At 38.4% G+C, this 25,898-nt stretch carries 26 protein-coding genes; 19 read left to right on the forward strand and 7 right to left on the reverse strand.

Features of this window, described 5'->3' with window-relative positions; genetic code table 11:
* The first annotated feature begins 18 nt into the window (after positions 1–18).
* From WFN33_RS12285 to secF, 8 genes are all read left to right on the forward strand, one after another.
* Positions 19–588, forward strand: coding sequence for a LemA family protein (locus WFN33_RS12285; RefSeq protein ID WP_336953415.1), 570 nt, complete (start codon positions 19–21; stop codon positions 586–588).
* 377 nt (positions 589–965) lie between these two features.
* A complete protein-coding gene (gene pnuC, locus WFN33_RS12290) occupies positions 966–1,682 on the forward strand; it encodes a nicotinamide riboside transporter PnuC (RefSeq protein WP_336953416.1) in 717 nt (238 codons plus the stop codon).
* An 11-nt stretch (positions 1,683–1,693) separates the two neighbouring features.
* Positions 1,694–2,707, forward strand: coding sequence for an AAA family ATPase (locus WFN33_RS12295; protein ID WP_336953417.1), 1,014 nt, complete (start codon positions 1,694–1,696; stop codon positions 2,705–2,707).
* Between the two features lie 238 nt (positions 2,708–2,945).
* Complete coding sequence (locus tag WFN33_RS12300; RefSeq protein WP_336953418.1) at positions 2,946–3,362, forward strand: hypothetical protein; 417 nt, start codon at positions 2,946–2,948, stop codon at positions 3,360–3,362.
* Between the two features lie 275 nt (positions 3,363–3,637).
* Positions 3,638–4,768 (forward strand): tRNA guanosine(34) transglycosylase Tgt, encoded by a 1,131-nt coding sequence (gene tgt / locus WFN33_RS12305; RefSeq protein WP_336953419.1) that lies wholly within the window; start codon positions 3,638–3,640, stop codon positions 4,766–4,768.
* 134 nt (positions 4,769–4,902) lie between these two features.
* Positions 4,903–5,232 (forward strand): preprotein translocase subunit YajC, encoded by a 330-nt coding sequence (gene yajC, locus WFN33_RS12310; RefSeq protein WP_336953420.1) that lies wholly within the window; start codon positions 4,903–4,905, stop codon positions 5,230–5,232.
* Positions 5,233–5,285: 53 nt separating this feature from the next.
* A complete protein-coding gene (gene secD, locus WFN33_RS12315) occupies positions 5,286–7,187 on the forward strand; it encodes a protein translocase subunit SecD (protein WP_336953421.1) in 1,902 nt (633 codons plus the stop codon).
* A gap of 10 nt (positions 7,188–7,197) precedes the next feature.
* Positions 7,198–8,166 (forward strand): protein translocase subunit SecF, encoded by a 969-nt coding sequence (gene secF / locus WFN33_RS12320; RefSeq protein ID WP_004723159.1) that lies wholly within the window; start codon positions 7,198–7,200, stop codon positions 8,164–8,166.
* Between the two features lie 591 nt (positions 8,167–8,757).
* Here the strand turns inward: secF and WFN33_RS12325 are convergent.
* The 4 genes from WFN33_RS12325 to WFN33_RS12340 all read right to left on the reverse strand — a co-directional run bounded on the left by WFN33_RS12325 (position 8,758) and on the right by WFN33_RS12340 (position 12,509).
* Positions 8,758–9,465 (reverse strand): FG-GAP repeat protein, encoded by a 708-nt coding sequence (locus WFN33_RS12325; protein WP_336953422.1) that lies wholly within the window; start codon positions 9,463–9,465, stop codon positions 8,758–8,760.
* A 126-nt stretch (positions 9,466–9,591) separates the two neighbouring features.
* Entirely contained in the window at positions 9,592–11,046 is a 1,455-nt protein-coding gene (locus WFN33_RS12330) for an NAD(P)(+) transhydrogenase (Re/Si-specific) subunit beta (RefSeq protein ID WP_151801647.1), read from the reverse strand.
* 3 nt (positions 11,047–11,049) lie between these two features.
* Positions 11,050–11,370, reverse strand: a complete 321-nt coding sequence (locus WFN33_RS12335) for a proton-translocating transhydrogenase family protein (RefSeq protein ID WP_336953423.1) — start codon at positions 11,368–11,370, stop codon at positions 11,050–11,052.
* A gap of 11 nt (positions 11,371–11,381) precedes the next feature.
* A complete protein-coding gene (locus tag WFN33_RS12340; protein WP_336953424.1) occupies positions 11,382–12,509 on the reverse strand; it encodes a Re/Si-specific NAD(P)(+) transhydrogenase subunit alpha in 1,128 nt (375 codons plus the stop codon).
* 931 nt (positions 12,510–13,440) lie between these two features.
* Between WFN33_RS12340 and WFN33_RS12345 the strand changes: the two genes are divergently transcribed.
* The 7 genes from WFN33_RS12345 (at position 13,441) to WFN33_RS12375 (ending at position 20,531) form a co-directional block, all read left to right on the forward strand.
* The gene (locus WFN33_RS12345; protein WP_336953425.1) at positions 13,441–14,367 is read left to right on the forward strand and encodes a DMT family transporter; all 927 of its coding nucleotides are present in this window, start codon (positions 13,441–13,443) and stop codon (positions 14,365–14,367) included.
* Between the two features lie 24 nt (positions 14,368–14,391).
* Positions 14,392–15,264, forward strand: a complete 873-nt coding sequence (locus WFN33_RS12350; protein ID WP_336953426.1) for a S66 peptidase family protein — start codon at positions 14,392–14,394, stop codon at positions 15,262–15,264.
* Between the two features lie 372 nt (positions 15,265–15,636).
* The gene (locus tag WFN33_RS12355) at positions 15,637–16,068 is read left to right on the forward strand and encodes a RidA family protein (protein ID WP_336953427.1); all 432 of its coding nucleotides are present in this window, start codon (positions 15,637–15,639) and stop codon (positions 16,066–16,068) included.
* A gap of 22 nt (positions 16,069–16,090) precedes the next feature.
* The gene (locus WFN33_RS12360) at positions 16,091–17,281 is read left to right on the forward strand and encodes an MFS transporter (protein ID WP_239046468.1); all 1,191 of its coding nucleotides are present in this window, start codon (positions 16,091–16,093) and stop codon (positions 17,279–17,281) included.
* 825 nt (positions 17,282–18,106) lie between these two features.
* Positions 18,107–18,523 (forward strand): lysozyme inhibitor LprI family protein, encoded by a 417-nt coding sequence (locus WFN33_RS12365; protein ID WP_336953428.1) that lies wholly within the window; start codon positions 18,107–18,109, stop codon positions 18,521–18,523.
* A gap of 68 nt (positions 18,524–18,591) precedes the next feature.
* Positions 18,592–19,011 (forward strand): hypothetical protein, encoded by a 420-nt coding sequence (locus tag WFN33_RS12370; RefSeq protein WP_336953429.1) that lies wholly within the window; start codon positions 18,592–18,594, stop codon positions 19,009–19,011.
* Positions 19,012–19,268: 257 nt separating this feature from the next.
* Positions 19,269–20,531, forward strand: coding sequence for a mechanosensitive ion channel family protein (locus tag WFN33_RS12375; RefSeq protein ID WP_336953430.1), 1,263 nt, complete (start codon positions 19,269–19,271; stop codon positions 20,529–20,531).
* Between the two features lie 225 nt (positions 20,532–20,756).
* Here the strand turns inward: WFN33_RS12375 and WFN33_RS12380 are convergent, their stop codons facing one another.
* Complete coding sequence (locus WFN33_RS12380) at positions 20,757–21,626, reverse strand: LysR family transcriptional regulator (RefSeq protein WP_336953431.1); 870 nt, start codon at positions 21,624–21,626, stop codon at positions 20,757–20,759.
* Between the two features lie 173 nt (positions 21,627–21,799).
* On the opposite strand from WFN33_RS12380, the gene WFN33_RS12385 reads away from it, so the two are divergent.
* The 3 genes from WFN33_RS12385 (at position 21,800) to dusA (ending at position 24,141) form a co-directional block, all read left to right on the forward strand.
* The gene (locus tag WFN33_RS12385; protein WP_336953432.1) at positions 21,800–22,510 is read left to right on the forward strand and encodes an AzlC family ABC transporter permease; all 711 of its coding nucleotides are present in this window, start codon (positions 21,800–21,802) and stop codon (positions 22,508–22,510) included.
* The gene (locus tag WFN33_RS12390) at positions 22,507–22,821 is read left to right on the forward strand and encodes an AzlD family protein (protein ID WP_336953433.1); all 315 of its coding nucleotides are present in this window, start codon (positions 22,507–22,509) and stop codon (positions 22,819–22,821) included. Before WFN33_RS12385 ends, WFN33_RS12390 begins: the two co-directional genes overlap by 4 nt.
* 315 nt (positions 22,822–23,136) lie before the next feature.
* The gene (gene dusA, locus WFN33_RS12395) at positions 23,137–24,141 is read left to right on the forward strand and encodes a tRNA dihydrouridine(20/20a) synthase DusA (protein ID WP_336953434.1); all 1,005 of its coding nucleotides are present in this window, start codon (positions 23,137–23,139) and stop codon (positions 24,139–24,141) included.
* 71 nt (positions 24,142–24,212) lie between these two features.
* On the opposite strand, the gene WFN33_RS12400 is transcribed toward dusA, so the two are convergent.
* Positions 24,213–25,106 (reverse strand): LysR family transcriptional regulator, encoded by an 894-nt coding sequence (locus tag WFN33_RS12400; RefSeq protein ID WP_336953435.1) that lies wholly within the window; start codon positions 25,104–25,106, stop codon positions 24,213–24,215.
* A gap of 103 nt (positions 25,107–25,209) precedes the next feature.
* Here WFN33_RS12400 and WFN33_RS12405 point away from each other — a divergent pair, with 103 nt between their 5' ends.
* Positions 25,210–25,347 (forward strand): hypothetical protein, encoded by a 138-nt coding sequence (locus tag WFN33_RS12405; protein WP_336953436.1) that lies wholly within the window; start codon positions 25,210–25,212, stop codon positions 25,345–25,347.
* Between the two features lie 27 nt (positions 25,348–25,374).
* On the opposite strand, the gene WFN33_RS12410 is transcribed toward WFN33_RS12405, so the two are convergent.
* Entirely contained in the window at positions 25,375–25,884 is a 510-nt protein-coding gene (locus tag WFN33_RS12410) for a hypothetical protein (RefSeq protein ID WP_336953437.1), read from the reverse strand.
* Positions 25,885–25,898 lie beyond the last annotated feature (14 nt).

Raw genomic sequence — 25,898 nt, forward strand, 5'->3', positions numbered from 1 at the left:
TTAAAAGGAATAATCAAAATGGGTTTAATCATATTTATTGGGATTTTTATTGTTCTGATCGTTTGGGGTATTCTGGTTAGAAATAACATTGTGCGTTATTTCAATGCGACACAACGTGCATGGGCTGAGGTTGCCAATTTTGAACGCCAGAAAGTAAAAACACTGGAAACTTTAGAGCAAACTTTGGTGCAATATACACAGTTTGAAAAATCAACTTTAGAAAAAGTGACCGAGTTACGTCAGCAAATTTTGAATCTAAATCTAAACAATACCGATGTTTCTCAACTGCAACATGTTGAAAAACTCAATCAAGATTTAATGAAAAGTTTAAATGTGGTGGTTGAAAATTATCCTGAACTCAAAGCGGATACCTTGTATGCAAAAATGATGGATGATATTCAAGAACAAAATGAAAATGTCGGTGCAGCAATCACCATCTTTAACCGTAATGTTGAAGAATTTAATAACACCATCGAAATTTTTCCAAACAATATGATCAATACCATTACTTTGGCAAAGAAAACAATTCGTCCATTTTCAGACAATGTGGTCACTCAGAATTTTGATTACAAACCTAATTTTAACTAAGGTCTGTAGACAATTCGTCGAAGTTTGCGACTACGTGTGTTTTTTAAGCAATACTAGCTACGAAATACGAAATACGAAATACGAAATTTAGTTATTCTAAATGATGAAAAATATCGTTTCGCAAGGTAATACGTAGCGGTAAAAACATGCTAGTCTCAAAGAAATGTTGGGAAGATTCTTTGATCAAACATCCCTTGATTAACTACATAAAAATGAATCATGATAATGCATATATAAAAGGCTTGGTAAAAAACAATAGGCAACAATCCAGTCCTTGCATACGATTAAACTGAAATTTCAAATTGTCTGTAAGATTTAAATCCGGTATAAATTACCAGCAAATAACACCAGCAGCATTCGTTAGAATTACAAACCCTATGTTGAAACTCTTTTTTCCCTCACCCTTTCGGCTTCTTTTCAAAAATTGGAATGTATTTGAAATTGTTTGGCTTTTTAGTTTTATTTTCATCGGCTGTATCATTACCTTAGTTCAACAGGATACATGGTTTAATTTCGTGGTATTACTCAGCGGAATTCTCTGTGTGGTATTGGCAGCAAAAGGCAATATTCTCAATTATAGTTTTGGTTTATTCAATAGCTGTGCTTATGCATGGATTTGCTATAACAACGGGCTTTATGGCGAAATGGGACTGAATCTCTTGTTCTTTGTCCCAACTGCTTTGATCGGCATGCTACTTTGGCAGAAACATACCAAAGAAAAACAATTACAGCAGGCGTATGTCCTTCGGCATGCTTATTTGATTTTGATCATCCTGAGCAATATAGGTTGTATTGCTATACTCGGTTACCTACTTGCCCAAATTTCCACTCAAAATACGCCTTATATAGATGCAACCACCAATATTCTTGCAATCTCGGCAACGATTTTGATGCTGCTGCGTTTTAAAGAGCAATGGTGGTTCTATATTGCATTAAATATATTCAGTATTTTAATGTGGGCGATCCGAACCCTTGATGGGAGTGGTGATGGTGCAATGATGTTATTGATGTGGTCGGCCTTTCTGATCAATGCCATCTATGGTTACTATAATTGGAATAAACTTGCACAAAACCATTCAAACTCATTCTATTGAATTTAACAACTATGAAAAAAATCGGACTGACACTTGGTAAATATGCCCCCTTACATGCAGGGCATGTACATGTATTTGAAACAGCATTACAGGAAGTGGATGAGCTATATGTATTGATCTATCAAAGTTCAATTACAACCATTCCCTTGAACATTCGCGCCCAATGGATCAGAGATTTATTTCCTCAAATTTATGTGATTGAGGCATGGGATGGGCCTGAGGGTTATTCCAATGATCGGGCTTTTGAAATAGAACAAGAAAATTACATCATTCAAAAGCTCAATGGTGTGAAAATTTCGCATTTTTATAGTAGTGAATTTTATGGTACGCATGTCAGCAGGGCACTCAATGCAATTGATCGTAGAGTGGATGAGCCACGTCTACAGGTGCCGATCTCCGCTACAATGATTCGAGCAAATGCCTTCCAAAATCGGAAGTTTATTCCCAACTGTGTCTATGCAGATTTGATTAGCAAAGTCGTCTTTGTTGGTGCCATGTCTACAGGCAAGTCTACCTTAGTTGAAGCACTTGCGAAAAAGTATGCAACAACTTTTGCCCCAGAATATGGGCGTGAATATTGGGAAACTTACCAAGTTGATCGTCGTATCGGTTTTGAGGATTTCAACATTATTGCAGATCGTCATATCGCCTACGAAGATCAGGCCACTTTAGATGCAAACTGTTATTTATTTGTAGACACCAACGCGATAACCACAGCGATGTTTTGTATGGATTATCATGGCCGACTACCGGAGCACCTCAAACAACTTGCACTCGAAAATGCACAGCGCTATGACTTATTTTTCTTATGTGAAGATGATATTGCTTATGACGACACCTGGGATCGTAGTGGCCCACAAAAAAGAGCTATTTTTCATCAACAAATTATTGCAGATCTCAAACAACGTCGGATTCCATACATCGCTTTAACAGGAAGTTTAGAACAAAGGATTGCCAAGGTTGAACAAGTGTTAAATCAGTTTGATAAATTCAATAATTTTTTTGGGTCAGCTTTAAAGCCATGATCAGGAATAGATTATGGCGATTGAGCATAGTTGACTCGAAACATATTACCTAAATCACTACAGGGAAATTTGAATAAAAATTTAGCCATAATTGTGTTTATTTTCAACATAAAAAATGACATTTCGATCATTTTCTGATATTTTCAAACCGCTAAAAAATGACTATTTTTAGAACAAAACGATCAACTAAAAATGATCAACTTAATAAAAAGACAATCTAAAGATTGGAGTAAATCAAATGTTAAAAAAATTATTCATGATATTATGTCTGTGTTTTCTCTGGCAAGCGCCTGCTCAAGCGAAAGGCCTGTTAGTTTTCAATACAGGCGATGAAATGTTTAAGGTTGGACCATTTCCACAAGAAATATTAAGTCAATATGATGATCTTAAAAGTTTAAATGCAGGATATAAATGTAGTCACTTTGGAGTCTTATGGGCAGATGTCAAAACTTGGGACTGCACCTTGGTCGGCATGACTGATGCAGAGCCAGATACTTTTTATGAATTGCCTGATGATGTCATTGCAACATTAGGTAAAAATCCTGAATACCAAGAAAATAAAATGCAACGTAATTTTTGGAATCATTATGGGATATTTATCATGATTCTGGGAATTATCGCCTTGATTATTATCGGTCGTAAGGCAAAAGACTAATTTTCTATCTTGTCCAAATCTAAGTTAAAAAAGCGAACCACTCTTCGCTTTTTAACTGCATAAAAATAATACCTTGATATTCAAACAATAATTATTCAACTATAAAAAATGATTCTTGCATTAATCTATTGATGTTCACAGCGCTAAATCAATAATTTTAAATTTAACATTATGAAAAACAACATGACTGGTATTCGACCATAAAATCAGGGAAAATAGCCCCCTTTTGCAATTATCAATCAGCGAACTGTTTTTTCGCCAGATTTAGGTTATTTATGAAGTTTGAAAAATTAGGTCAGTCGGGGCGTGCTCGTCGTGGTCGTTTAACTTTAGAACATGGTGTAATTGAAACACCTGTGTTCATGCCTGTGGGAACTTATGGCACAGTTAAAGGCATGTTGCCACGCGATATCGAAGATATCAAAGCACAAATTATTTTAGGCAATACCTTCCACCTTTACTTACGTCCTGGACTAGATGTTATCCGTGAACACGGCGGTTTGCATGAGTTTATGAAATGGGGCAAACCGATTCTTACTGATTCAGGCGGCTTCCAAGTATTCAGTCTGGGTGCTATGCGTAAAATCAAAGAAGAAGGGGTTACTTTCCGCTCACCTATCGATGGTTCAAAAGTCTTTTTATCTCCTGAAATTTCAATGGACATTCAACATACATTGAACTCAGATATTGTGATGATTTTTGATGAATGTACGCCATACCCAGCAACCCATGAAGAAGCACAGAAATCGCTTCAACTGTCATTACGTTGGGCGAAGCGTTGTAAAACACAGCATCACGATGTTTTAAAAAATAGAAACGCATTGTTTGGAATCATTCAAGGCGGAATGTATGAAGACCTTCGTGAAGAGTCTTTAAACGGTCTTAAAGAAATTGATTTTGATGGCTTTGCGATTGGTGGTTTATCTGTAGGTGAACCCAAAGAAGAAATGATCAAAGTTTTGGATTACCTGCCTGCAAAAATGCCAGAAGATAAACCACGTTATTTGATGGGTGTGGGTAAACCAGAAGATATCGTTGAAGCAATTCGTCGCGGTGTCGATATGTTCGACTGTGTGATGCCAACTCGAAATGCACGTAATGGTCATTATTTTGTTACTGATGGTCTGGTCCGAATTCGTAACAGCCAATATCGTCATGATCAAAGTCCACTGGATCCACATTGTGACTGTTATACCTGTAGCAACTTCACCCGTGCTTATTTATTCCATTTAGAAAAATGCGGTGAAATGCTTGGTTCTATGTTGGGCACGATCCACAATTTACGTTATTACCAACGTTTTACCCAAGATATTCGTGATGCTTTAGATCAGGGAACTTTTGATGAATACGTGACTGATTTCTATCAACGTCGCGGTTTAGAAGTTCCAGCTTGTCCTGCTGATTAGTGCCCCAATGTAAAGTTGAATTGAAGATTAATTCAACAGTATTTGCGCTGAAACCCAAGACAAGGTAAATTGCTGAACAAGTCAATTTAAAAGCCATGAAAATGGCAGATAATTTTTAACATTAGGAAATTAGAATGAGCTTATTTATTTCTTCTGCTCACGCTGCAGCAGCGCCTGCACAAGGCCCAGGCATGATGGCAAACATATTAATGATTGTGGTATTTGTTGCCATCTTTTATTTTCTGATCTGGCGTCCTCAAGCTAAGCGTGCAAAAGAACACCGTACGTTAATCGAGAGCTTAGGTGTTGGCAGTGAAGTTGTATTTGCAGGTGGATTAATGGGTCGTATCCTAAAAATTGATGGCGACTTTGCAGTGGTTGAATTAAGTAAAGGCAATGAAGTCAAAGTTCAACGTGCAAGTGTTATTTCAGTACTCCCTGAAGGCACATTAAATAACCTTTAATCATAAAACGGTCGTGCACTTAGCACGACTTTTTCATTTTAAGAAGAAAGCGAATGCGTTACCCTGCATGGAAATATATATTGATTCTAGTGGTCCTAGTAATCAGTACATTATATGCGCTGCCGAGTTTGTATCCTGACGAACCTGCTGTTCAAATTTCTGGTGCCAAGGCTGGTACCACAATTGATCAGTCTGTCATACAAAAAGCAGAGCAAATTTTAAAAAGTGAAAATATTAGCAGTCATGATAATACCTTCACTAACAATGCTGCCCTTCTGCGTTTAAATACGTCTGAAGCACAGTTAAAAGCAAAAGATGTCCTCAGCAAAGGTTTGGGTGATAACTATACCGTTGCATTAAACCTTGCACCAACCACACCTGAGTGGTTGCAAAAAATTGGCGCTAAGCCAATGAAGCTTGGTTTGGACTTACGTGGTGGTGTTCATTTCTTACTTGAAGTAGATATGGACAAAGCTATTGCACAACGTATGGAAACCTCAGCAACAGACTTACGTCGTGAGTTCCGTGACAATAAGATTAAATTTAATAGTCTTTCATTGAACAACAATACCATTACGATTCAGTTTGCAAATAATGATGACCGTGCAGCGGTAATGGACTTTTTACGTCGTGATGGGAATAAGTTCAATCAACAAGCTCTAGCAACAGATACAGGTTCTACGCTTAAGTTGACCTATAATGATGCGACCAAGCAAGACATTCAATCTTATGCACTCAATCAAAACTTAACCACCTTACGTAACCGTATTAATGAGTTAGGTGTGGCTGAAGCTTTGGTACAAAGTCAAGGTAGCAATCGTATTGTGGTTGAACTGCCTGGTGTACAAGATACTGCTGAAGCTAAACGTGTCTTAGGGCGTACTGCAAACCTAGAATTCCGTTTAGTGTCCGATTTAAATGATCAATATATTGACCGTTTCTCAGGTAAATATAATGGTCAACCGTTACCGCCTGGTACTGAAGTTTTTGCTTACGAATCTTTGGACAGTGGTCGTGAACTATTATTAAATCGCAGTCGCATCCTTACCGGTGAACGTGTACAAAATGCATCAAGTGGTTTTAGCCAAGATAGTGGTGGTGCTGAAGTAAATATTACTTTAGATACTGCTGGTGGTAAGTTGATGTCAGATGCAACCCGTACTGCTGTTGGCAAACGTATGGCGGTTTTGTTTATTGAAAATAAACAAAAAATCACCTCTGTTGCTGATCCAGTTACAGGTGCTATGACAGAAGTTCGTACACCATATACTGAATCTGTGGTAATCAATGCTGCAAATATTCAAGCGGTTTTAGGTTCATCTTTCCGTATTACTGGTTTAGATTCTCCTCAAGAAGCGGCTGAACTTGCATTGATGCTACGTGCTGGTGCTTTAGCTGCCCCAATGTACTTTGTAGAAGAACGTGTTGTTGGTCCAAGTTTGGGACAAGAGAACATCGACAAAGGCGTATTATCAACTCAAGTTGGTTTCCTGCTTGTTGCAATCTGGATGATCGTGTTCTTCCGTCTATTTGGTTTAATTGCTGATGTAGCATTAGTGATTAACTTGGCAATGCTTCTCACCATCATGTCTTGGATCGGGGCTTCACTTACCCTACCAGGTATTGCGGGTATCGTCATCACCATTGGTATGGCGGTCGATGCCAACGTACTGATCTGTGAGCGAATACGAGAAGAAATGCGCTGGGGGGCCTCGCCCAAACAGGCCATTATTGCCGGTTATGATCGAGCCTATAACACCATTCTCGACTCAAACTTAACCACATTCTTGGTTGCATTTATTCTGTTTGCAATTGGTACAGGTCCGATCAAAGGCTTCGCTGTAACGCTGATGATTGGTATTATTTGCTCAATGTTTACTGCAATTACAGTAACACGTGCAATTGTTCAATTGGTGTATGGCAGAAAACGTAACTTGAATAAGTTGAGCATATAGGAGATCGAAGATGACTGATGTGACTCAACCGAAAAAGAAATATGGTCGCCCTGATGATGAGCATGTAATTAATTTCATGAAGATTGCCAAACCAGCGGCAATCATCTCAATCCTTTTGACCATTGCAAGTATCTTCTTTATTGCAACCAAAGGCTTAAATCTTGGTTTAGATTTTACTGGTGGTGTTTCTGCAGAATTGAACTATCAATATGCGGCAAAACCAGCAGACGTGATTTCCAATTTGGATAAAGCTGGCTTTAAAGATGCAGTTGTACAAACATTAGGTTCAAATAAAGACTTAATTGTACGTATGCCAGCGCAAGACCTTAAAGTTGAAGACTTAAGTAATACCATCACCAAAGCGGTTCAACTGCCGAATAACACTGCCGTTGTTCATAAGGTTGACTCTGTCGGTGGTCAAGTCGGTAATGAGCTATATTTACGCTCTGCAGGTGCTGTAGCGCTTGCAATGCTACTTATGCTGATCTACGTGACCATTCGCTTCGAGTTTAAACTTGCAGTTGGTGCAGTGCTTTCATTACTGCACGATGTGATCGTAACGATTGGTATTTTTGCAATGATGCAATGGCCATTTGACCTTACTGTTTTAGCGGCTATTCTTGCCTTAATCGGCTTCTCGTTAAACGATAACATTGTTGTATCGGATCGTATCCGTGAAAACTTCCGTAAGATTCGTGGCGCGACACCGTTAGAAATTGTGAATATTGCGTTAACTGAAACCTTAAAACGTACCATTCATACCTCGATGACATTATTGCTGGTTGTACTTGCAATGATGTTCTTGGGTGGTGATGGTCTACACTGGTTCTCAGTTGCTATGTTTATTGGTGTATTTGTAGGTACGTATTCTTCAATCTATATCGGTACTGCATTTGCATTGTGGCGTGGTCTTAACCGTCAAGACTTTATCGTACAAGTTAAACCTGAATTTGAAGATGAAGAGCATATTCCTCATTAAGTTTCAGTTTTAATTGAAAAAGCTCATCTTTGGATGGGCTTTTTTATGCTTAAAATTTAACATCACACCGAAAAGAAGTCATTCTATTCATAAAACCTTACTCTGCCCCACAATTTAGCATCACGCTATAGTCAACCTAGCAAAAAACTCATACATAAGAATATAATATCTCTTATTTAATATTTTTAATTAAATCAATTGCATGGAAGAATAATTTTTTGATTATAAAAAAGCTTGCAATGCCACATCTTACATTCAAAGTTTAAATACCTTTGTGCAGGCGATGCCTCACTTTTCAAAGATGACAAAAATCTTTCGTTTAACAGGGCTCTTGCGCTGCAAACAAAGCAGTGCTTTATTTTTGCTCATATACCCTCACCCAACGACGACATCCATGTCGCCCCACGGTAGGATAACCATCTAGGATCCAAAAGCACAAAAAACCAATTGATAACCAATAGTTTCTAAAAGTTCATACAAAAATATAAGCTTCATTTCTGATCAATGACTCGATGCAAGTCACGTGTATGAACAATTAGGTAGAGTTTGGCTATAGGTCAATACAAAATAGCGATACGAGGTAAATTGTGACTACTGAGCATAATATTTTGCAGTTGGATAATACTTGGTCTTTTCCTTCCATTTTCCATTGACCAGATTGCGATCTGTGACTTCAACTTGATCACCTCTTGGTGAAGTAGCATCCTCAATAAACTCTCGAACCAGCAATAAACCTTTTCTAGGTACAACTTGATACTCAGAACGAATATGGTAGCAACAGCCACTTTTATTAAAGGCGATGATGCGTTTGCGCTTTTTGTCTAGCTCGAACATGCCTAAATTTTCTTGAGTGAGTGCAGACAGTTCCTGACTCAAAACAAATTTATTCTTGCTTTGATTAAATACATAAATGTCATACACAGGACCGCCATAAGAACCATAATTACCGTTTCTAATCGCGAGGTCTTCTGTTCCATCGAAGTTAAAATCATCAAAAATCAAAGGACTTTGTTCACCATAAAGCTGTATAACATTGACACTCGGTTTAAACTTTTCGTCTAAATACATAGTCAACTCATCAGAGTGAAATGTTTGAAATACCGCTTTACTGCCCTTTTTTAATAGCTTTACTTCGGCCTTAGCCCCACATTCATCTTTTTCACATGCAATATCAATTACGGCATCATAGTGTTTCGAACCATCTTGAATTTCAAAAACTTCTGCATTCGTTATAGACAAGGAAAATGCCAAATAGATGCCTAAGCTGTTACAGATTATTTTAAATGGTTGATTCATCATTTTTTATTCAGTCGATTTTTATCAAAATCATAACATCAAACTGTGAATAATAAAAAACCGCCCGAAGGCGGTTAGGCTCCCTCCTTTCTCAAAGGAGGGTTGGGGTGGATTTAATCCAAGAGCAGCTTAGTGCCCACCACCATTGATTGCTTTCGTCATCTCTTCAACAACTTTCTTGGCATCACCAAAGATCATCATGGTTTTATCATTGTAGAATAAGTCATTGTCTAGACCCGCATAACCTGTTGCCATAGAGCGCTTGATCACCATAATGGTACGTGCTTTATGTGCTTCAAGAATCGGCATACCATAAATTGGTGAGCTTGGATCATCTTTAGCTGCAGGGTTAACAACGTCATTTGCACCAATTACCAGTACAACATCAGTCGCTGGGAAATCAGAGTTGATCTCGTCCATTTCCAAGATGTCTTCATAAGCAACATCAGCTTCCGCCAACAATACGTTCATATGACCAGGCATACGACCCGCAACTGGATGGATTGCAAAACGAACTGTTACACCTTGCTCTTTCAAGATTTCACACAATTCTTTCACTGCGTTTTGTGCACGACCTTGCGCCATACCATAACCCGGTACAATCACAACGCTGTCAGCATTTGACATCAAGAAACCCGCATCATCCGCAGAACCAGAACGGTAATTACGTTGAACTTGCTCACCTTTATCAACCGATGCTACAGCCGTACCACCCATCGCACCACCAAACAATACATTGATGATTGAACGGTTCATTGCTTTACACATGATGTAAGACAGAATCGCACCTGATGAACCCACTAATGAACCAGCAACAATCAACATGTTGTTTTCAAGTGTGAAACCAATACCTGCCGCAGCCCAACCAGAGAATGAGTTCAGTAGTGAAACCACAACTGGCATATCACCGCCACCGACTGGTGCAATCCAAACCCAACCAAATGCCAGCGCCAGTGCAGTCATCGCCCAGAATGCTTGCATGTTGCCTGTGGTAAAGAAGTACACACCACACGCCAGCATAGCGAGGAAAATAATCGCTTGAACGGGTTTAACCCAAGCACCTGAAATGGTTTTTGCCCATTTCTTTGCAGCTAACTTACCATAAGCAAATACAGATGCAGTAAAGGTAATCGCACCTACGAAACAACCGACGAATAATTCAAATAAATGAACTTTACTCATATGTGCATGCTGTACACCAGCAGCCGTTAAAGCAGATTCATTTTGAGCAAACAAAGCAGTCAGTTGGTTATTATGTAAAATTGCAGCAATTGCAATCAGTACCGCAGCCAAACCGACAAGTGAGTGCATCAATGCCACTGTTTCTGGCATTTGTGTCATTGGAACTGTACGTGCACGAGCAATACCCACAATTGCACCCAACACCATGGCACCACCTATCATCCATACAACAGGATGATCTGCGACAAAGAATGTGGTGATTACTGCAATCGCCATGGCAATCATACCGTAACGGTTACCAGCAATCGCAGTTTTAGGACCTGAAAGACCACGTAAAGTTAAGATGAAAAGGACAGCACCTACAAGGTAGAACCAATCCGCATATTCTCGAATAAATTCCATAGATTAGCCCTCTTTTTTCTTTTGTTTTGGCTTAAACATTTCAAGCATACGTGCAGTCACTGCGAAGCCACCAAAAATGTTAATACTTGCCAAGAACACTGCAATTGCACCAAGTACACTAACAACATTCACGGACTGGAATTGTACACTTGCCTCTACAACACCAGGAATTCCAACAGTTTGTATCATCGCACCCACAACGATAATTGAGGACAATGCATTGGTTACTGCCATTAACGGCGTATGCAATGCAGGTGTTACACCCCAAACCACGTAGTAACCAACAAAGATGGCTAAGACGAAAATAGTAATAGTTTCAACCATGATGACTCTCCTTAACCACGCTTCAGCAGTACTTGACCGCCATGAGTTACTAGAAGTGCTTTTTGAATTTCGTCTTGTTGATTGATCGCAAAGTTTTTCTCTTGATTAAACAAAGTTTCTACGAAATTGAAAACATTACGTGCATACAGTGCCGAAGCTTCTGTCGATACTGTAGAAGGAATATTTGGAATACCTAAAATCGTCACGCCATTGTCAGTGACAACATTTTCACCATTCTTAGAGCCTTCAACGTTCCCGCCTGATTCAACCGCCATATCTAGGATGATTGAACCCGGTTTCATTTTGGCAACAGTTTCAGCTTTGATTAAGCGAGGTGCATCACGACCTGGCAACAACGCAGTGGTAATCACGATGTCTGCATTTGACACGGCTTTATCTACGATGATGGCTTGGTCTTGAATATATTGCTCACCTGGCATCCAGCCATAGCCATTTTTAGCGGCATCAGCAGCTTTTTGTTTTTCTTCATCAGACATCGGTACATCTAACCACTTACCACCAAGCGATTCGACTTGGTCACGTGCAGTTGGGCGTAAATCTGTTGCTTCAACAACTGCGCCTAAGCGTTTTGCAGTTGCAATGGCTTGAAGACCTGCGACACCCACGCCCATAATCACGATACGAGCGGGTTTTACAGTACCTGCAGCGGTCATCAGCATTGGGAACATACGTTGATATTCCGCAGCGGCCAGTAACACCGACTTATAACCTGCAAGGTTGGCTTGAGAAGACAATACATCCATATTTTGCGCACGAGACAGTGTTCGTGGCAAAAGCTCTAACGCAAATGCAGACACTTGTTGTGACGCAAATTGGTCAAGTTCAGTATTACGGTATGGGTCAAACATTGCTACCACAGCTGTTCCTGCGGCAAGCTTTTGAATTTCCTCACCTTGTGGTGCACGAACTTTCAAAATAATTTGACTACCTGTATAGGCATCATCTGTAATTTTAGCGCCGACTTGTTCATAAGCACTGTCAATATAAGCCGCATTTTTACCAGCGCCTCGTTCAATGACAATACTATGACCAGCACTAATCAACTTTTTTACTGTCTCTGGCGTAGCGGCTACGCGGTTTTCACCGACGACAGATTCTTTTGGGATTCCAATCTGCATGAGCGTTCCTCAAGCTAATTTTTCTTCAAGTAAACATCGTAAATAACCCGATGTTTCCCCCAGATGCGTTGTTATGAATTTTTGGATTCTAATTGAACTTTTTTAAAATACCACCCAATATTTATTTAATAAATACCCATATTTTGAACTGATGATTCATAAATATAATTGTGCGACATACCCTATATTTAATTTACTGTATTTTTCTTGCATTATCCTGCTCAGTTTTTTTGACATATCCTGTCTCCAATTTTTAAAAACGATGTTTTTTTAAGCTTATCTGGATGTTTTAAGCTGCTTACCCTACCCTACCGATTGGCATTTACAGCAGTATGATTCACTTTTAAGCATTCCAACTTGCTGTTTAAATACTCCATAAAACAATAGATTTAGCACAAAAAAGAACATCCCTATTGACCTTTCTGACAAATTACATGGTTTTTTTATCAGCTTATATTGGCCTTTTCTATCATTTTTTCCGTCAAAAATGTAAGTCGGTTTTTATAACATTTTTTAATTTCATTAATAAAAAAAAGTACTTGGGATAACCATTAGAATTACACTAGACCCGAGCCTAAAGCAATTACAAAAAATTTTAGTTTTTTTTTATTTGCCATTTTGTCAGTTAATAATACTCGAACAGCTTGAACCAGTCATGGTGATATTGCACCTTTTTTGTGCAAAAAAATAACATATAGAATTTGAGTAATTTATAAACAAGAATTTCAAGATTGATTTTTATACATTTTTTGTTTACATCTCTTTAAATGACACTTAAATCCACAAAGAATTAAGTAAGCAATTGTGCTTTATATTCCTTTTATTGCGCCAATTCATTCTTTTTTTGTATTTCCACTGATTGAAAACAACATTTATACTGCTTGTTCAAATTTACATGTCGTATAGCGACATTGTCAATGCAGTCAAATTCATGAAACTTTCGTTATCCAGTACTCAACTCGGTTCGATTTTCGCACTTGGTGCGGCTTTCTTATTTAGTACCAAAGCTATTTTTATTAAACAGGCTTACGCATTATCGCCATTAGTCGACAGCACCGTGCTCATGGCATTGAGAATGGCAAGTGCCCTGCCTTTTTTCCTTTTATTGTGTTGGTTCAATCGCCATCACAATAAAAATATGACAGGAAAAGACTGGGCCTTCTTAGTTGCTGCTGGTTTGATGGGCTATTACCTTTCAAGTTGGCTCGACTTCGCTGGTCTGATGTATATCAGTGCTTCGTTAGAACGTATTATTTTATTTCTCTATCCAACACTGACAGTGATTGCCACAAGCTTTATTTATAAGCAAAAACTCAACTTTAGAACCATCCTAGCGATTGCATTAAGCTATGGTGGTACAGTGATTGTGATGCTGCAAGAGCAAAGTACAGTACCCCATGAAGGAAATTTCTGGCTAGGCGTGAGTTTAGTCTTTGCCAGTGCGGTCTGTTTTGCGACGTATTTGCTCATGACCCCGCGTTTAATTCAAAAATTTGGTTCATGGAATTACACTGGTTTGGCATTAAGCATTGCATGTTTTGGTACGCTAACCCATTTTATCATTGCAACTCCCCAGCCGATTCAACTGCTAATTCAACTTCCGACACAAGTCATTTGGTATGGTATCGCCTTAGGCTTATTGGTGACGGTTTTACCGACGATTTTGGTCGCGCAAAGTATTTCTCGTTTAGGTGCTGCACAAGCAGCTATGATTGGTTCGATTGGCCCGATCCTAACCATTATTTTGGCTGTGGCTTTGCTCGGTGAGCATATGAATGCGATACAATGGTTTGGTTGTTTACTGAATATCATCGGTGTCATGATGATTACTTTGTCTAAAAAGAAACTTGCACACTAAATTGTGCAGAAACTTGGAAGGAATATGCATTTTAAAATTGTATCGCCGAGTGCCTGTGTAGATGTTGAAAATATCCAGTTGGCACAGTCGCATTTGGAACAGTTAGGTCATACAGTCAGCTTAAGTGAACATGTATTTTCACAACATCGCTATTTGGCAGGTACAGTTGAACAACGTATTCAAGATTTAAAACAAGCATGTATAGATCCAGACATTGATGCAATTTGGTGTGGTCGTGGTGGTACTGGTGCTGCCATGTTATTGCCATTTTTAGATGAGTGGATTTTAAATAAACCCATTATTGGCTATTCAGATACCACCGTGTTATTAAACTATATCGCGATGCATCATGGACAATCTTTACATGCGCCTGTATTTCAGGAAATTGCCGTAAAAAATTTAGACAATAGCTCCCTGTCGTATGATGCTTTAAAAACCATTAGCCTGTTATCAGCGGATATAAACCAACACGGTCATTATCCCTTATCCAGCGCAAATGGTTTTGCTCAAGATCAGCACATTGAAGATGTTAAAATCTTAGGCGGGAATCTTACTGTACTGTGTACTTTACAAGGCACACCGTCTGCGTTAAAACTGAATCAGCCGAGTGTTTTACTGATTGAAGATGTAGGCGAACCGTATTATCGAATTGAACGTTCATTGACTCAGCTCCTACAAAGTATTGATACTTCAAACTTAAAGGCTTTGGTCTTGGGTGATTTTTATCAATGCCCACAAAAAAATGTCCCGCAAAGTATTGTTGAGATTGTGAAAGAACATCTCGATCCACTGCACATCCCACTTTACCAATGTGACTGGTTTGGTCATGGTGAAGTCAACCGTCCATTTTGGTTAGGGAAAACGGGCAAGATTGTAGATTCACAACTCATTATTTAACGGCTAGGTTATTTAATGACTGAGTTATTTAAAGTACAGTGCCATTTCAGCACATTGAATATAAAAAATAGCCAATAAATTGCACAAGATATGCCTCTATCGAATCCTAGTCAGTGCTTACTGGGATTTTCTAAGAGTATCAAAGCAAAGATAAACAACCTATATACTTTTAATACTGAGCAATATTTCACTTGCATGCCCTCTCTTCTGATCACTTTTCTATATGACAGTTTTCTTGTTTAACAGCCCCTTGACTGTTCATTCATAAATACGATCAGTTGCTCCGGTTTTTTCTTGGTCTTTTTACTTGACCTTAAGTTAACTTGAGCTTTGATACTGACGGAAATTTCCAGTCAATCAAAAGAGTCATCTATGCATTCCAGATCAGAATCCACGCAGATCAAATCGTTCCAAATGATTAACCCAAATACACTTTATAATCCAACAGCATTTGCGTATAGTCATGTGGCTGAAGTACGCCATTATTTGCGTATTTTGCATATATCTGGACAAGGTGGTGAAAACCAACAAGGACAATTATCCCAAGATTTTGCACAACAAGTTCATCAAGCTTTTGTCAATCTGCAACATGCCCTACAAGCGGCTGATGCATCATTATTGGATATTGCTGTTTTAAGAGTGCTTGTGGTCGATCACAGTACCAAAAAACATCAGTTTTTAATTCAGGAAATGCAACAACTTTGGAAAGATCAACCTTTCCCTGCGTGTACACTGATTCCTGTCCCGTGTCTTGCTTTACAAGGAATGCTCATTGAAATTGAAGCAACTGCCTATTGTATGTAACTCCAAGAACTAGGATATTTTTATGAATGCTCAACTCGATATTAGCCAAAATAAAGCATTACTTTGGCTGATGGCGATTGCCTGTGGTTTATGCGCAGGAGCAAACTATTATAGTCAGCCTCTGATTCACTCGATTCAACTCTATTTCAACATGCCAGAATCACAAGTGGCGCTTACAGTGACCTTTGCCCAAGTGTCTTATGCGCTTGGTCTTTTATTCATTGTACCCATGGGTGACATTGTCAATAAAATTAAATTTATTCCTTGGTTAATGTTTTGTGCCGCGATTGGTTTATTGATGTGTGCTTTTGCAGTCAATTTACCCATGCTTTGGGTTGGCACAATTATTACAGGTCTATTTTCAGTTGCGGCTCAAGTTTTGATCCCACTTGCAACAATGGCAGTTAAACCTGAAAAAACAGGTGAAGTGGTTGGCTTTTTAATGAGTGGGCTTTTAGTCGGGTTATTGCTTTCCACCAGTCTTGCAGGTTTGTTGTCTAACCTGTTTAACTGGAAACTGATTTACTTTGTTAGTGCGGTATTGATGTTAATACTTGCCTATTTATTGAAAAAACGTCTGCCGCATGTACCTGTGTTTAAAATGAGTTATGGCAAAATTTTCTACTCGATGGGTGTGCTGTTAAAAGAAGAACGTCGTTTAGTCTATCGTGCAATTATTGGTGGCTTTGCATTTGCAGCCATGAGTATTTTATTTTCAACGATTGCTGTTTTACTAACTTCTGAACCGTTTAAATTACCTGATGTTTTGGTTGGTGTTGCAACGATCATTGGGGTATTTGGTGCTTTAGCCACTGCAAAAATTGGTAAAATTGCAGACCGTGGACATACCAGTATCCTGACATGGATTGGGGTAGCGTTGATGATCATCAGTTGGGCGCTGCTTTATTTCGGTGGAAAGTACCTCACCAGTTATATTTTAGGGTATGGCCTGATTAGCTTTGGACTCGCTGTGGTTCATACCAGCAATCAAAATATCATTTTCCGTTTACGCCCAGATGCGAAATCTCGGATTAACTCTATCTATATGACAGCCTATTTCACAGGTGGTGCATGTGGTTCTGCTTTAGGGGTTTATGCATGGCATCATGGAGGTTGGACCATGACTTGTCTTGTTGGTGTATGTCTGGTTATGGGGTCTGCACTATTTTCTCTGCTAGATCGTCTATATCTCAATAGAGCACAGACCATTTAAAGCATTCTAAAATCACAATCCTTCAAAATTTGAGGGATTTTGATTTTTTAAGAGACTTATTATTTTAATAAAAAAACGGATACCCAAATCATTCTATTTGAATAATATTCACTGTAACTATTGTGTGAAAAAACCGATCATAATATATTCATACAAATAATATTCTAACGTGGGTTTGACCTAGCTATATCTTTAACTTATTGAAAAAAATGATCTTGGCGGAGTCTTGTTTAACTCTCATCGAATTTCAGGATCAGCCTGCGGCTTGCCCTACTTTTCTTTTGGGAAAACTAGGCAAAACCATTGTCACCCGCAAAACTCGTCGACGACCAGCAATGCATTTAATAAATCACAGAAACAATACTTTATGAATGAAATCCTGCCTCAGACAGTTGCGGATGACGTTTCCGAGTATCATATTTCATCAAGACTTTTATATCGAACTCAGGTTATTCTATAAAATTCAAAAAATGCGATGTATACAATTTTAATTTAAATGGATATACGGGTTACTATCTTGAAGCTATATGAATAAATAGTTGAGGAGCAGAATTATACGGAAGATAAATTTTAGAGCTTTAAAGAAATTTGTACAGGGCAATCTATGTTTTTTGGAAAAAATATCCATGATTATTCAAGTTTAAAATTGGTACACTTTGGTCAAAATGATAACCCTGTTTGTCTTTGCTAAAGCGTGATTGACGATACTCAAGCAAAGTTTTATTTAGCTCGCACAGTAGCGAACATTGATCCTCAATCAATCATACAGCACAATAGTTTGCCTATAACATACATCCTGATAGATCAACCAAGAGCTTATCCCTTATGAAAAAAATACGATTAGCATGCTTACCGATTAGTTTTTTATGTACTTTTTCAAGTTTGGTCTTCGCTGCGCCAATAGGTAATGAAAACTTATTAAGCCAAGCTTTTATAAACTGTGACAACAGTGCCCAAGGTATCATTGAACAGGCAACTTGTCTAAAAGATGAGGCTAAACGTCAAGATGCGCGATTGAATAGTACCTATAAAAAATTACAATCGCATTTGAATGCTAACCAGAAAACAAAACTGGTTGCATCGCAACGCATTTGGCTACAATCACGTCAAAGTGATGCTGAACTGGAAACAACGCTGTATGGTCAATCACAGCCAGACAACTTGCAAACTGAACTTAATGATATACAGCGTATCGCAGGCCGTACTGCACAATTGCAACGCTATCTGAATTTACTTCAATAATGCGAATTAAAGCATAGAGATATTCAAGAACACATAGCGAGATCAATATAAAACTAAAGGTTAAATATATGAAAAAAATTAAAAGTATTACATTGTTGTTCATCTTTCTTCTGCCTTTTGCAACTTTTGCCGATGATGAAATGTCTCGTCCCCTTCCAGATGATTCTTATATTCATGCCAAATTAAGCAGCAGTTATGGCCAATGTATAAAACAAAGTGGTGCAGTAACATTTGAAATGCAAAGCTGTATGGACCAAGAATATGCTCAACATAAGAACCGCGTTCAACAGGCCTTTGCCAAAATCATCAGTCGTCCAGACAGTGTGAAAAAAGACCGGCAGATGGATGAAATCGCAGCATGGTGGGAAAATACCGACAAGTATTGTAATTGGGATCCAAAAACCGAAGGACAAGGACAAATGTTAGATGCACAGTCTTGCCGTCTCAACCGTATTGCCAATCTTGCGGATAAAATCAGCCACTATTGAGTCTCACAAATTAAAACTGAGCATCCCATCGTATTCAATAAAGTACTGTTGATTGGCATATTGTAATCCGTGAAACTGGGCTTACCTATGCCCAACGGTTGCATACTTATCTTCACCTACTCACTTGGACTTTCTGAGAGTCTGTCAATCTTGTTGAGTAAGTAATTGATGCCCGAATGTAGCTAAAAAGTATTTTTATAAATTATTGTCATTCACAATCAATACAATAGCGTATCTGCTATTTTGAGGTTGTACTTTTGGATAAATTTGCCTTCTTAAAGAATATTCAGGAATGGTCTGATCAGTATCCATGGCTAGAGATGCTAACATCATTATTCATTCTAATTTTTTTCGCTTTTGTCGCAAATTATATTGCAAAACAAGTTGTTGTTCGTGGGATACGTAAACTTATTTCAAAAATGAAGTTTGCACATAGTGAAATTTTTTCTCAGCATAGTGTTATCCGCAGAGTGGCGAATATTGTTCCTGCCATTGTTATTTTAAATGGTATTTCCACAGTTCCACATTTGTCCTTAAAAGCGGTTGGCCTGATACAAATGGCTGCACAGGCTTTTATCTTCCTGACCATTGCACTGGCCATCAGTGAACTTTTAAATGTTTTCAATCTGCTTTATCAACGTAATCCAAAATCACTGAATAAGCCCATCAAAGGCTATCTTCAACTGATCAAGCTGATTCTGTTTATCGTTTGTGGTCTGCTAATCTTGGGTACTTTCTTAAAGAAAGATGTTTTTACCCTGCTTGCTGGTTTTGGTGCGATGGCAGCGGTATTGTTACTAGTTTTTCAAAATACGATTCTGTCCTTGGTAGCGTCGGTGCAAATCTCTTCCTACGATATGGTTCGTATCGGTGATTGGATTGAAATGCCAACATTAAATGCAGATGGTGATGTTATTGATATGTCCTTACATACCATTACTGTACAGAATTTTGATAAAACCTTTACCACAATTCCCACCAATAAGTTGGTCACGGATACCTTTAAAAACTGGCGTGGGATGAAATTGTTGGGGGCGAGACGAATCAAGCGCTCAATCTTTATTGATCAAACCAGCATTCATTTTATTACCCATGAAGAACAACAGAAATTAAAAGCTTTCCTGTTACTGGATCAGTATTTGGATAATAAACAATCTGAACTGGACAGCTTTAATCAGCAGTTTGAAGATCAGTCAGTCTATAACCAGCGCCGCTTAACCAATATTGGAACATTTCGGGCCTATGTGGAGTTCTACTTAAAACAACATGCTGGTATTGCTAAAAACCAATCCTTAATTATCCGTCAGTTACAACCGACGAGTGAGGGATTACCACTGGAAATCTATGCATTTGCCAATACAACGGTATGGAATGATTATGAGGCAATCCAGTCTGATATATTTGACCATCTGATGGCAATTATCCCTGAGTTTGGGCTAAAAATTTATCAAGCGCCTTCTGGTTCAGATCTACGCTCATTGTCAAAACATGCTGAAAGTAGCTCGGAACTTCTGTTCTGAGTTGTTGGTCAGGGGGTTCTGCCCCTGATCATTTACATTAAAAATGCCCATGCGATAAGCATGGGCTTGCTTGCAATGAACGAAGATTGCAAATAGAAAAGCTTTCCTCTATTGCTTTTAATGTATCTTTTAAAATTACTACCCCCCAATATTGGCAAGACTTAAAAATTAATTTTATAAATAGATTTTTTCAAGTTTATGTGAAATATCTAAATAAAAACCTTCTTAATAGGTAATGGATTGCCTTAATGTCTTAATTAACAGTTCATATAAATGATCGACCGCTTTTGAATTAAGCGAGGCTCTACTTCTATATACAGATGCTTCCATGGGTGCTAATGGGCCTAGTCTATGCTCCGCTCCCAAAATTTCTAAATGCTGAGGGGCGCTACATTGTGTGAAAACTGCGACGGCCAAACCACTTTCAACTGCTGCAATTTGCCCGATTAAACTTGAACTATTATAAACCACACGATAACGGCGACCTTGCAATGCAAGCGAATTGATCGCACTTTTTTTGGCTAAACTGGTACTTTCATAAACAGCAATAGGTATCGGATCTTCACGCCATAATTCAAATTGGGGAGAACCTACCCACACCATTGGCTCATGAAACAATAAAGTGCCTTGACGGGGGTTATCCCTTGAAATCAAAGCTAAATCAATCTCGCCATTTTCTATACGTGGGATCAATGAAGTCGATTGTTCACAAATAAATTCTATTTCAACGCCGCTATGACGTGGTGCAAAACGCTTAAGCACAGGCGTTAGATATTTAGCAGCATAATCATCGGGTACACCAAGTCTAATCCGACCAGTTAACTCTTCTCCATTAAAAGCCATTTGTGTTTCATGGTGTAGATCAAGTATCCGTCTTGCATAACCTAAAAGAAGTTGTCCTTCAGAAGTGAGTTGAATTTGTCTATGCGTTCGAACTAAAAGTTGGCATTTTAAAGCGCATTCCAGTTTTTTTAACTGCATACTGACAGCAGACTGTGAACGGTATAGCTCAGGTGCTGCATTTGAAAGAGAACCTGTATCAACAACTGCGACAAAACATTTTAACCAATCAATCTGTAGATTTTGTAGATTCATGATCACCCCCAAATTATTCGATTTTCGAATAGTATATGTAAGAATTATGCGCTTTTCATTCTAACTTTCTAAGTCCATAATTTATTAAGAAAAGAAGGAATTTCCCCTAATTTTCATCAGCGATCATTAGGTATATAGCTCACTAGAAAATTTAAAAAGATAAGGAAATTATTTTGTCGAATGTTGACCCAGATATTTACAGTTTAAGTTATTCCCAAGTTTGGTCAGGCTTTAAAAGCCTTCTTCCAATTTCATCTTTCGTGGTGATTTTTGGGGCTGCTTTCGGCTTAGCTGCAACGCAAACTGGACTAGACAATAGCTCTATCATGTTAATGAGTAGCTTTGTTTTTGCAGGAGCATCTCAATTTGCGACTTTAGAACTATGGGGTGCGCAAATATCACTGATTCCCTTAATAGTCACAGTTTTCTTTATCAATGCTCGGCATCTTTTAATGGGCGCATCTCTTTATCCTTGGTTACGTCACCTGCCTCCCATCAAACGATACAGTATCTTGCTGGTTATTTCTGATGCCAATTGGGCACTCTCACTACAAGCATTTAATCGTGGTGAATCAGGGATGGGCTTATTGTTTGGAGGGGGCATTGCGCTTTGGCTCGCGTGGGTTTTAGGCACAGGACTGGGTTTCTATTTTGGTAATGTCATTCATCATCCTGCACTACTGGGATTAGATATGGTCATGGCTTGTTTTCTACTGGCGATGGTTGTGGGTGGACAAAAAAATCTCAGAATACTCATCATCTGGGCAATCGCTGCCTGTAGTTCATTACTAGCCTATTGGTACTTACCAGAAAATAGTCATGTCGTTGTGGGTGCCTTATTTGGCGGAATTGTCGGAATTTTCTGGAAAGAGAAACGGGTATGAACCTAGAAATTAGCACTACTTATCCCTTGATTATTATTTTTATTATGGCCGTTGTGACATTAGCCACTCGCTGGGGTGGTGTTTTAATTATGTCTTATGTTCCTATTAGTGATCGTTTACAGCGATTTATTAACGCAATGTCAGGATCTGTATTGGTTGCACTTTTGGCCCCCATTGCGGTTGAAGGTGATCATGGCGCTCGATTAGCATTACTGACGACATTGATCGTTATGCTACTGCTTAAAAACCCGCTGTTGGCGATTGCAGCAGGAATATTGGCAGCAGCTTTATTCCGTCAGTATTTTGTATGAAATGATAGAGAGTTCAAGAGATTTAGGGCATTTATAGCTCATGTTATTGCGTACTTGTAGTGCTAAGCCACACCGTATTTTGTTCAACCAATATGCTCTACCAACACACTAATTTTATTTTTAAGCGGTTTCACCAAGTTGATAACGCTTTAATCAAGCCCCATAAATCTTACTTTCTCACATTTAAAAATCACCATCATAATCAAAATTTTAATTCGTTTTACAAATTCTATCTTTTGAGTATGGCTATTGATTTTAAAATAAAGCACGTATAATCCGCACTTGCTTTTTTTCTATCTTTTTCAGGTTGACTGTATGTCTGAGCTCCAATCTTTAACGCCTCGTATTTCGGTCGCCCCGATGATGGATTGGACAACTCGTGACTATCGTTTCTTTGCACGTTTGTTTAACCCCAATATTATCCTCTATACAGAAATGGTCACCACAGGTGCCATCATCTATGGCGGAGCAAATCGTCATTTGGACTATAACCATGAAGAACATCCAATTGTTCTACAGCTCGGTGGTTCAAATCCTAAAGATCTTGCAACGTGTAGCAAAATGGCTCAAGACTGGGGTTATGACGAAATCAATTTAAATGTGGGCTGTCCAAGTGACCGCGTGCAAAACAATAAGATTGGTGCCTGCTTAATGGCAGAGCCTGATTTGGTTGCAGAATGTATTGCTGAAATGCGTAATGCAGTTGATATTCCAGTTACTGTAAAACACCGCATCGGTATTGATGACATGCAATCTTATGAAGAGATGCTACATTTTGTCGATACAGTTGCGAAAACTGGATGTGATAATTTTATCGTACATGCCCGTATTGCCTTGCTTAAAGGTTTATCACCAAAAGAAAACCGCGATGTTCCACCACTACGCTACGAAGATGTTTATCGTTTAAAACAAGAGCGTCCTGAGTTGCTGATTGAGATCAATGGTGGGGTTAAGACTTTTGCTGAAACTCAAGCACATTTAAAGCATGTTGATGGGGTCATGATTGGGCGTGAGGCTTATCACAACCCTTACCTCTTGGCAGAATTAGGTCAACTCTGGAACTTAGACTTACCTGATCGCTTTGAAATTATCGATCAAATGCTGCCTTATATTGCCAAACGTATGCAAGAAGGCGCACCTCTATCGATTATTACGCGCCATATTTTAGGCTTATTTCAAAACCTTCCCGGTGCTCGTAAATGGCGTCAAGCTTTAAGTGGCGGTAATGCCAAAACATTTGCAGATGTTGAAAATGCCATTATCAATATTAAAGAAGCCATGAAGCGAACAGAAGATTATATTCGAGAACAGTCTGTCTGATCACGACTGAAAATTTCTACGATTCAATACAGTCTTAATCCACAGCTATCTTTTCAATCAAACGATGGTCTTTAAAATCGTTGAAACTGTTTGATCATGTATTCATTACATCGCTGAATGACACCATCTGCATTTTTACTCCAGACCATCACAACAGCAGACCATGCATTTTCAGCATCCAAAGCAATCAGTCGTACCTGTTTAGGTAGAATATGTCTAAATTCTTCAGGAACAATACAAATTCCAATTTCAGCAGCCACCAATTGCAATTGTGAAACTTTACGGGACTGAACCGCCGCTTTCTTTGGAGAAAAACCAGCACTTAAGCAAAGGTTTGCAACCAAATAACTTAAACCTCCCCGTTCTGCATGTGGTGTAGAAACAAAATTTTCATGCTTTAACTGTTGGATTTTGATACTGCGTTCTGAAGCTAAAATATGATTTTGATGTAGTGCAACGTATAAAGGTTCAGGGTAGAGCGTGGTTGTATATAACTCATCTAGGCGATTTAAAACAGGTGGGCGAATAAAACCAACATCAATATTTCCTTTCATCAGTGCAAGAATTTGGTCTTCAGATGACAAGGTGTTGATTTCGAAATTAACATTGAGATGCTTTGCGGTTTGATCAAATATTTTGACTTTTTCTAAGCTCATGCTAATGCTACTTGAGTGTGCAATTTTGATGAGTCGATTTTTTCCATCTGCAATATCTTTAGCATTTTCAATAATATGATCTAAGTTAAGCAAATTATTTTTAATTTGAGCATAAAAGAACTGTCCGGCTTGGGTGAGTTTTATTTTTTTATCACTGCGGTCAAAAATTTCAAATCCTACTTCGTCCTCCAAAAGCTTAATCTGGCGACTTAAAGCAGATTGGGCAATAAACAACTTTTCAGAAGCCGCAATAAAACCACCTTCTTCCACAATTCTAATTAAATAATTAAATTGTTTGAATGTCGCCATATCCATCTCAAAATTAGATCAATTCTGCTTTTTTCTATATTAGATTAGATTGTTTGATTTCACTAGACTTTACTTAAAGCGACTTACATCAGAGAGAAATAGTATGAGGACATCCAAACAATTACTGGTTTTTATTTGTATTATTTGCGCTGTTGTTTTACTCAATCTTTATGATGGTTTTATCGCAAAACAAACAGGCAAAGTGCCCCAACAGCATGAGTTTATTTATTTGCAGGACTGATTGAGCTGAACAGATAAAGTATGTTTTTTACAAACGCGTGCAAGATTTCACCAAAGCATACTTTTTTATATTGGTGACGCATGTTGTGGTGCTTTTTTTAAAATCATATTGGTAAGTAATATATTTGCCAGCAAGATCATCACTCACAAAGGCGTCTTTTCGAAAATGAGCACGTATAATACAGCCGTGTAAATCAGGTGCTGCATACATGTTTATACTTTCAACATATTTGCTGTGTTGTTGAATATTGACCTCCCAGCCCAACAGTTGCTTGATCTTTTGAAACTCTTCCTGTTTGCTGATCTGTTGGATATTTTGCAAATTACAGACTTGAATTGCATTTGCTTGAGGTTGAAGGATTGACCAGCCCAGCAAGTTCTGTATATCACGCATTATTGTTTTAGCTTCATCCAATTGGTTGACCGCCTGAAAATGACGAACCGTTGAATAAAGGTAATATGCAATCCCGCCAATCAACAAGATCGCCAATAGGGTTATTTTAAGATCGAGGATAGGTCGATTAAAAAGCCATTTCATTCTCTAAGCTGTCC

It is taken from the genome of Acinetobacter sp. AS167 (assembly GCF_037152175.1).
GTDB lineage: Bacteria > Pseudomonadota > Gammaproteobacteria > Pseudomonadales > Moraxellaceae > Acinetobacter.

Excerpts from the sequence above, each read along its gene's own strand:
- WFN33_RS12340 (WP_336953424.1), bottom strand. The coding sequence starts at position 12,509 with ATGCAGATTGGAATCCCAAAAGAATCTGTCGTCGGTGAAAACCGCGTA.
- WFN33_RS12350 (WP_336953426.1), top strand. The coding sequence starts at position 14,392 with ATGCATTTTAAAATTGTATCGCCGAGTGCCTGTGTAGATGTTGAAAAT.
- secD (WP_336953421.1), top strand. The coding sequence starts at position 5,286 with ATGCGTTACCCTGCATGGAAATATATATTGATTCTAGTGGTCCTAGTA.
- WFN33_RS12380 (WP_336953431.1), bottom strand. The coding sequence starts at position 21,626 with ATGAATCTACAAAATCTACAGATTGATTGGTTAAAATGTTTTGTCGCA.
- WFN33_RS12400 (WP_336953435.1), bottom strand. The coding sequence starts at position 25,106 with ATGGCGACATTCAAACAATTTAATTATTTAATTAGAATTGTGGAAGAA.
- WFN33_RS12335 (WP_336953423.1), bottom strand. The coding sequence starts at position 11,370 with ATGGTTGAAACTATTACTATTTTCGTCTTAGCCATCTTTGTTGGTTAC.
- yajC (WP_336953420.1), top strand. The coding sequence starts at position 4,903 with ATGAGCTTATTTATTTCTTCTGCTCACGCTGCAGCAGCGCCTGCACAA.
- WFN33_RS12300 (WP_336953418.1), top strand. The coding sequence starts at position 2,946 with ATGTTAAAAAAATTATTCATGATATTATGTCTGTGTTTTCTCTGGCAA.
- secF (WP_004723159.1), top strand. The coding sequence starts at position 7,198 with ATGACTGATGTGACTCAACCGAAAAAGAAATATGGTCGCCCTGATGAT.
- WFN33_RS12360 (WP_239046468.1), top strand. The coding sequence starts at position 16,091 with ATGAATGCTCAACTCGATATTAGCCAAAATAAAGCATTACTTTGGCTG.
- WFN33_RS12330 (WP_151801647.1), bottom strand. The coding sequence starts at position 11,046 with ATGGAATTTATTCGAGAATATGCGGATTGGTTCTACCTTGTAGGTGCT.
- WFN33_RS12355 (WP_336953427.1), top strand. The coding sequence starts at position 15,637 with ATGCATTCCAGATCAGAATCCACGCAGATCAAATCGTTCCAAATGATT.
- WFN33_RS12285 (WP_336953415.1), top strand. The coding sequence starts at position 19 with ATGGGTTTAATCATATTTATTGGGATTTTTATTGTTCTGATCGTTTGG.
- dusA (WP_336953434.1), top strand. The coding sequence starts at position 23,137 with ATGTCTGAGCTCCAATCTTTAACGCCTCGTATTTCGGTCGCCCCGATG.
- tgt (WP_336953419.1), top strand. The coding sequence starts at position 3,638 with ATGAAGTTTGAAAAATTAGGTCAGTCGGGGCGTGCTCGTCGTGGTCGT.
- WFN33_RS12390 (WP_336953433.1), top strand. The coding sequence starts at position 22,507 with ATGAACCTAGAAATTAGCACTACTTATCCCTTGATTATTATTTTTATT.
- WFN33_RS12370 (WP_336953429.1), top strand. The coding sequence starts at position 18,592 with ATGAAAAAAATTAAAAGTATTACATTGTTGTTCATCTTTCTTCTGCCT.
- WFN33_RS12295 (WP_336953417.1), top strand. The coding sequence starts at position 1,694 with ATGAAAAAAATCGGACTGACACTTGGTAAATATGCCCCCTTACATGCA.
- pnuC (WP_336953416.1), top strand. The coding sequence starts at position 966 with ATGTTGAAACTCTTTTTTCCCTCACCCTTTCGGCTTCTTTTCAAAAAT.
- WFN33_RS12325 (WP_336953422.1), bottom strand. The coding sequence starts at position 9,465 with ATGATGAATCAACCATTTAAAATAATCTGTAACAGCTTAGGCATCTAT.
- WFN33_RS12365 (WP_336953428.1), top strand. The coding sequence starts at position 18,107 with ATGAAAAAAATACGATTAGCATGCTTACCGATTAGTTTTTTATGTACT.
- WFN33_RS12405 (WP_336953436.1), top strand. The coding sequence starts at position 25,210 with ATGAGGACATCCAAACAATTACTGGTTTTTATTTGTATTATTTGCGCT.
- WFN33_RS12410 (WP_336953437.1), bottom strand. The coding sequence starts at position 25,884 with ATGAAATGGCTTTTTAATCGACCTATCCTCGATCTTAAAATAACCCTA.
- WFN33_RS12345 (WP_336953425.1), top strand. The coding sequence starts at position 13,441 with ATGAAACTTTCGTTATCCAGTACTCAACTCGGTTCGATTTTCGCACTT.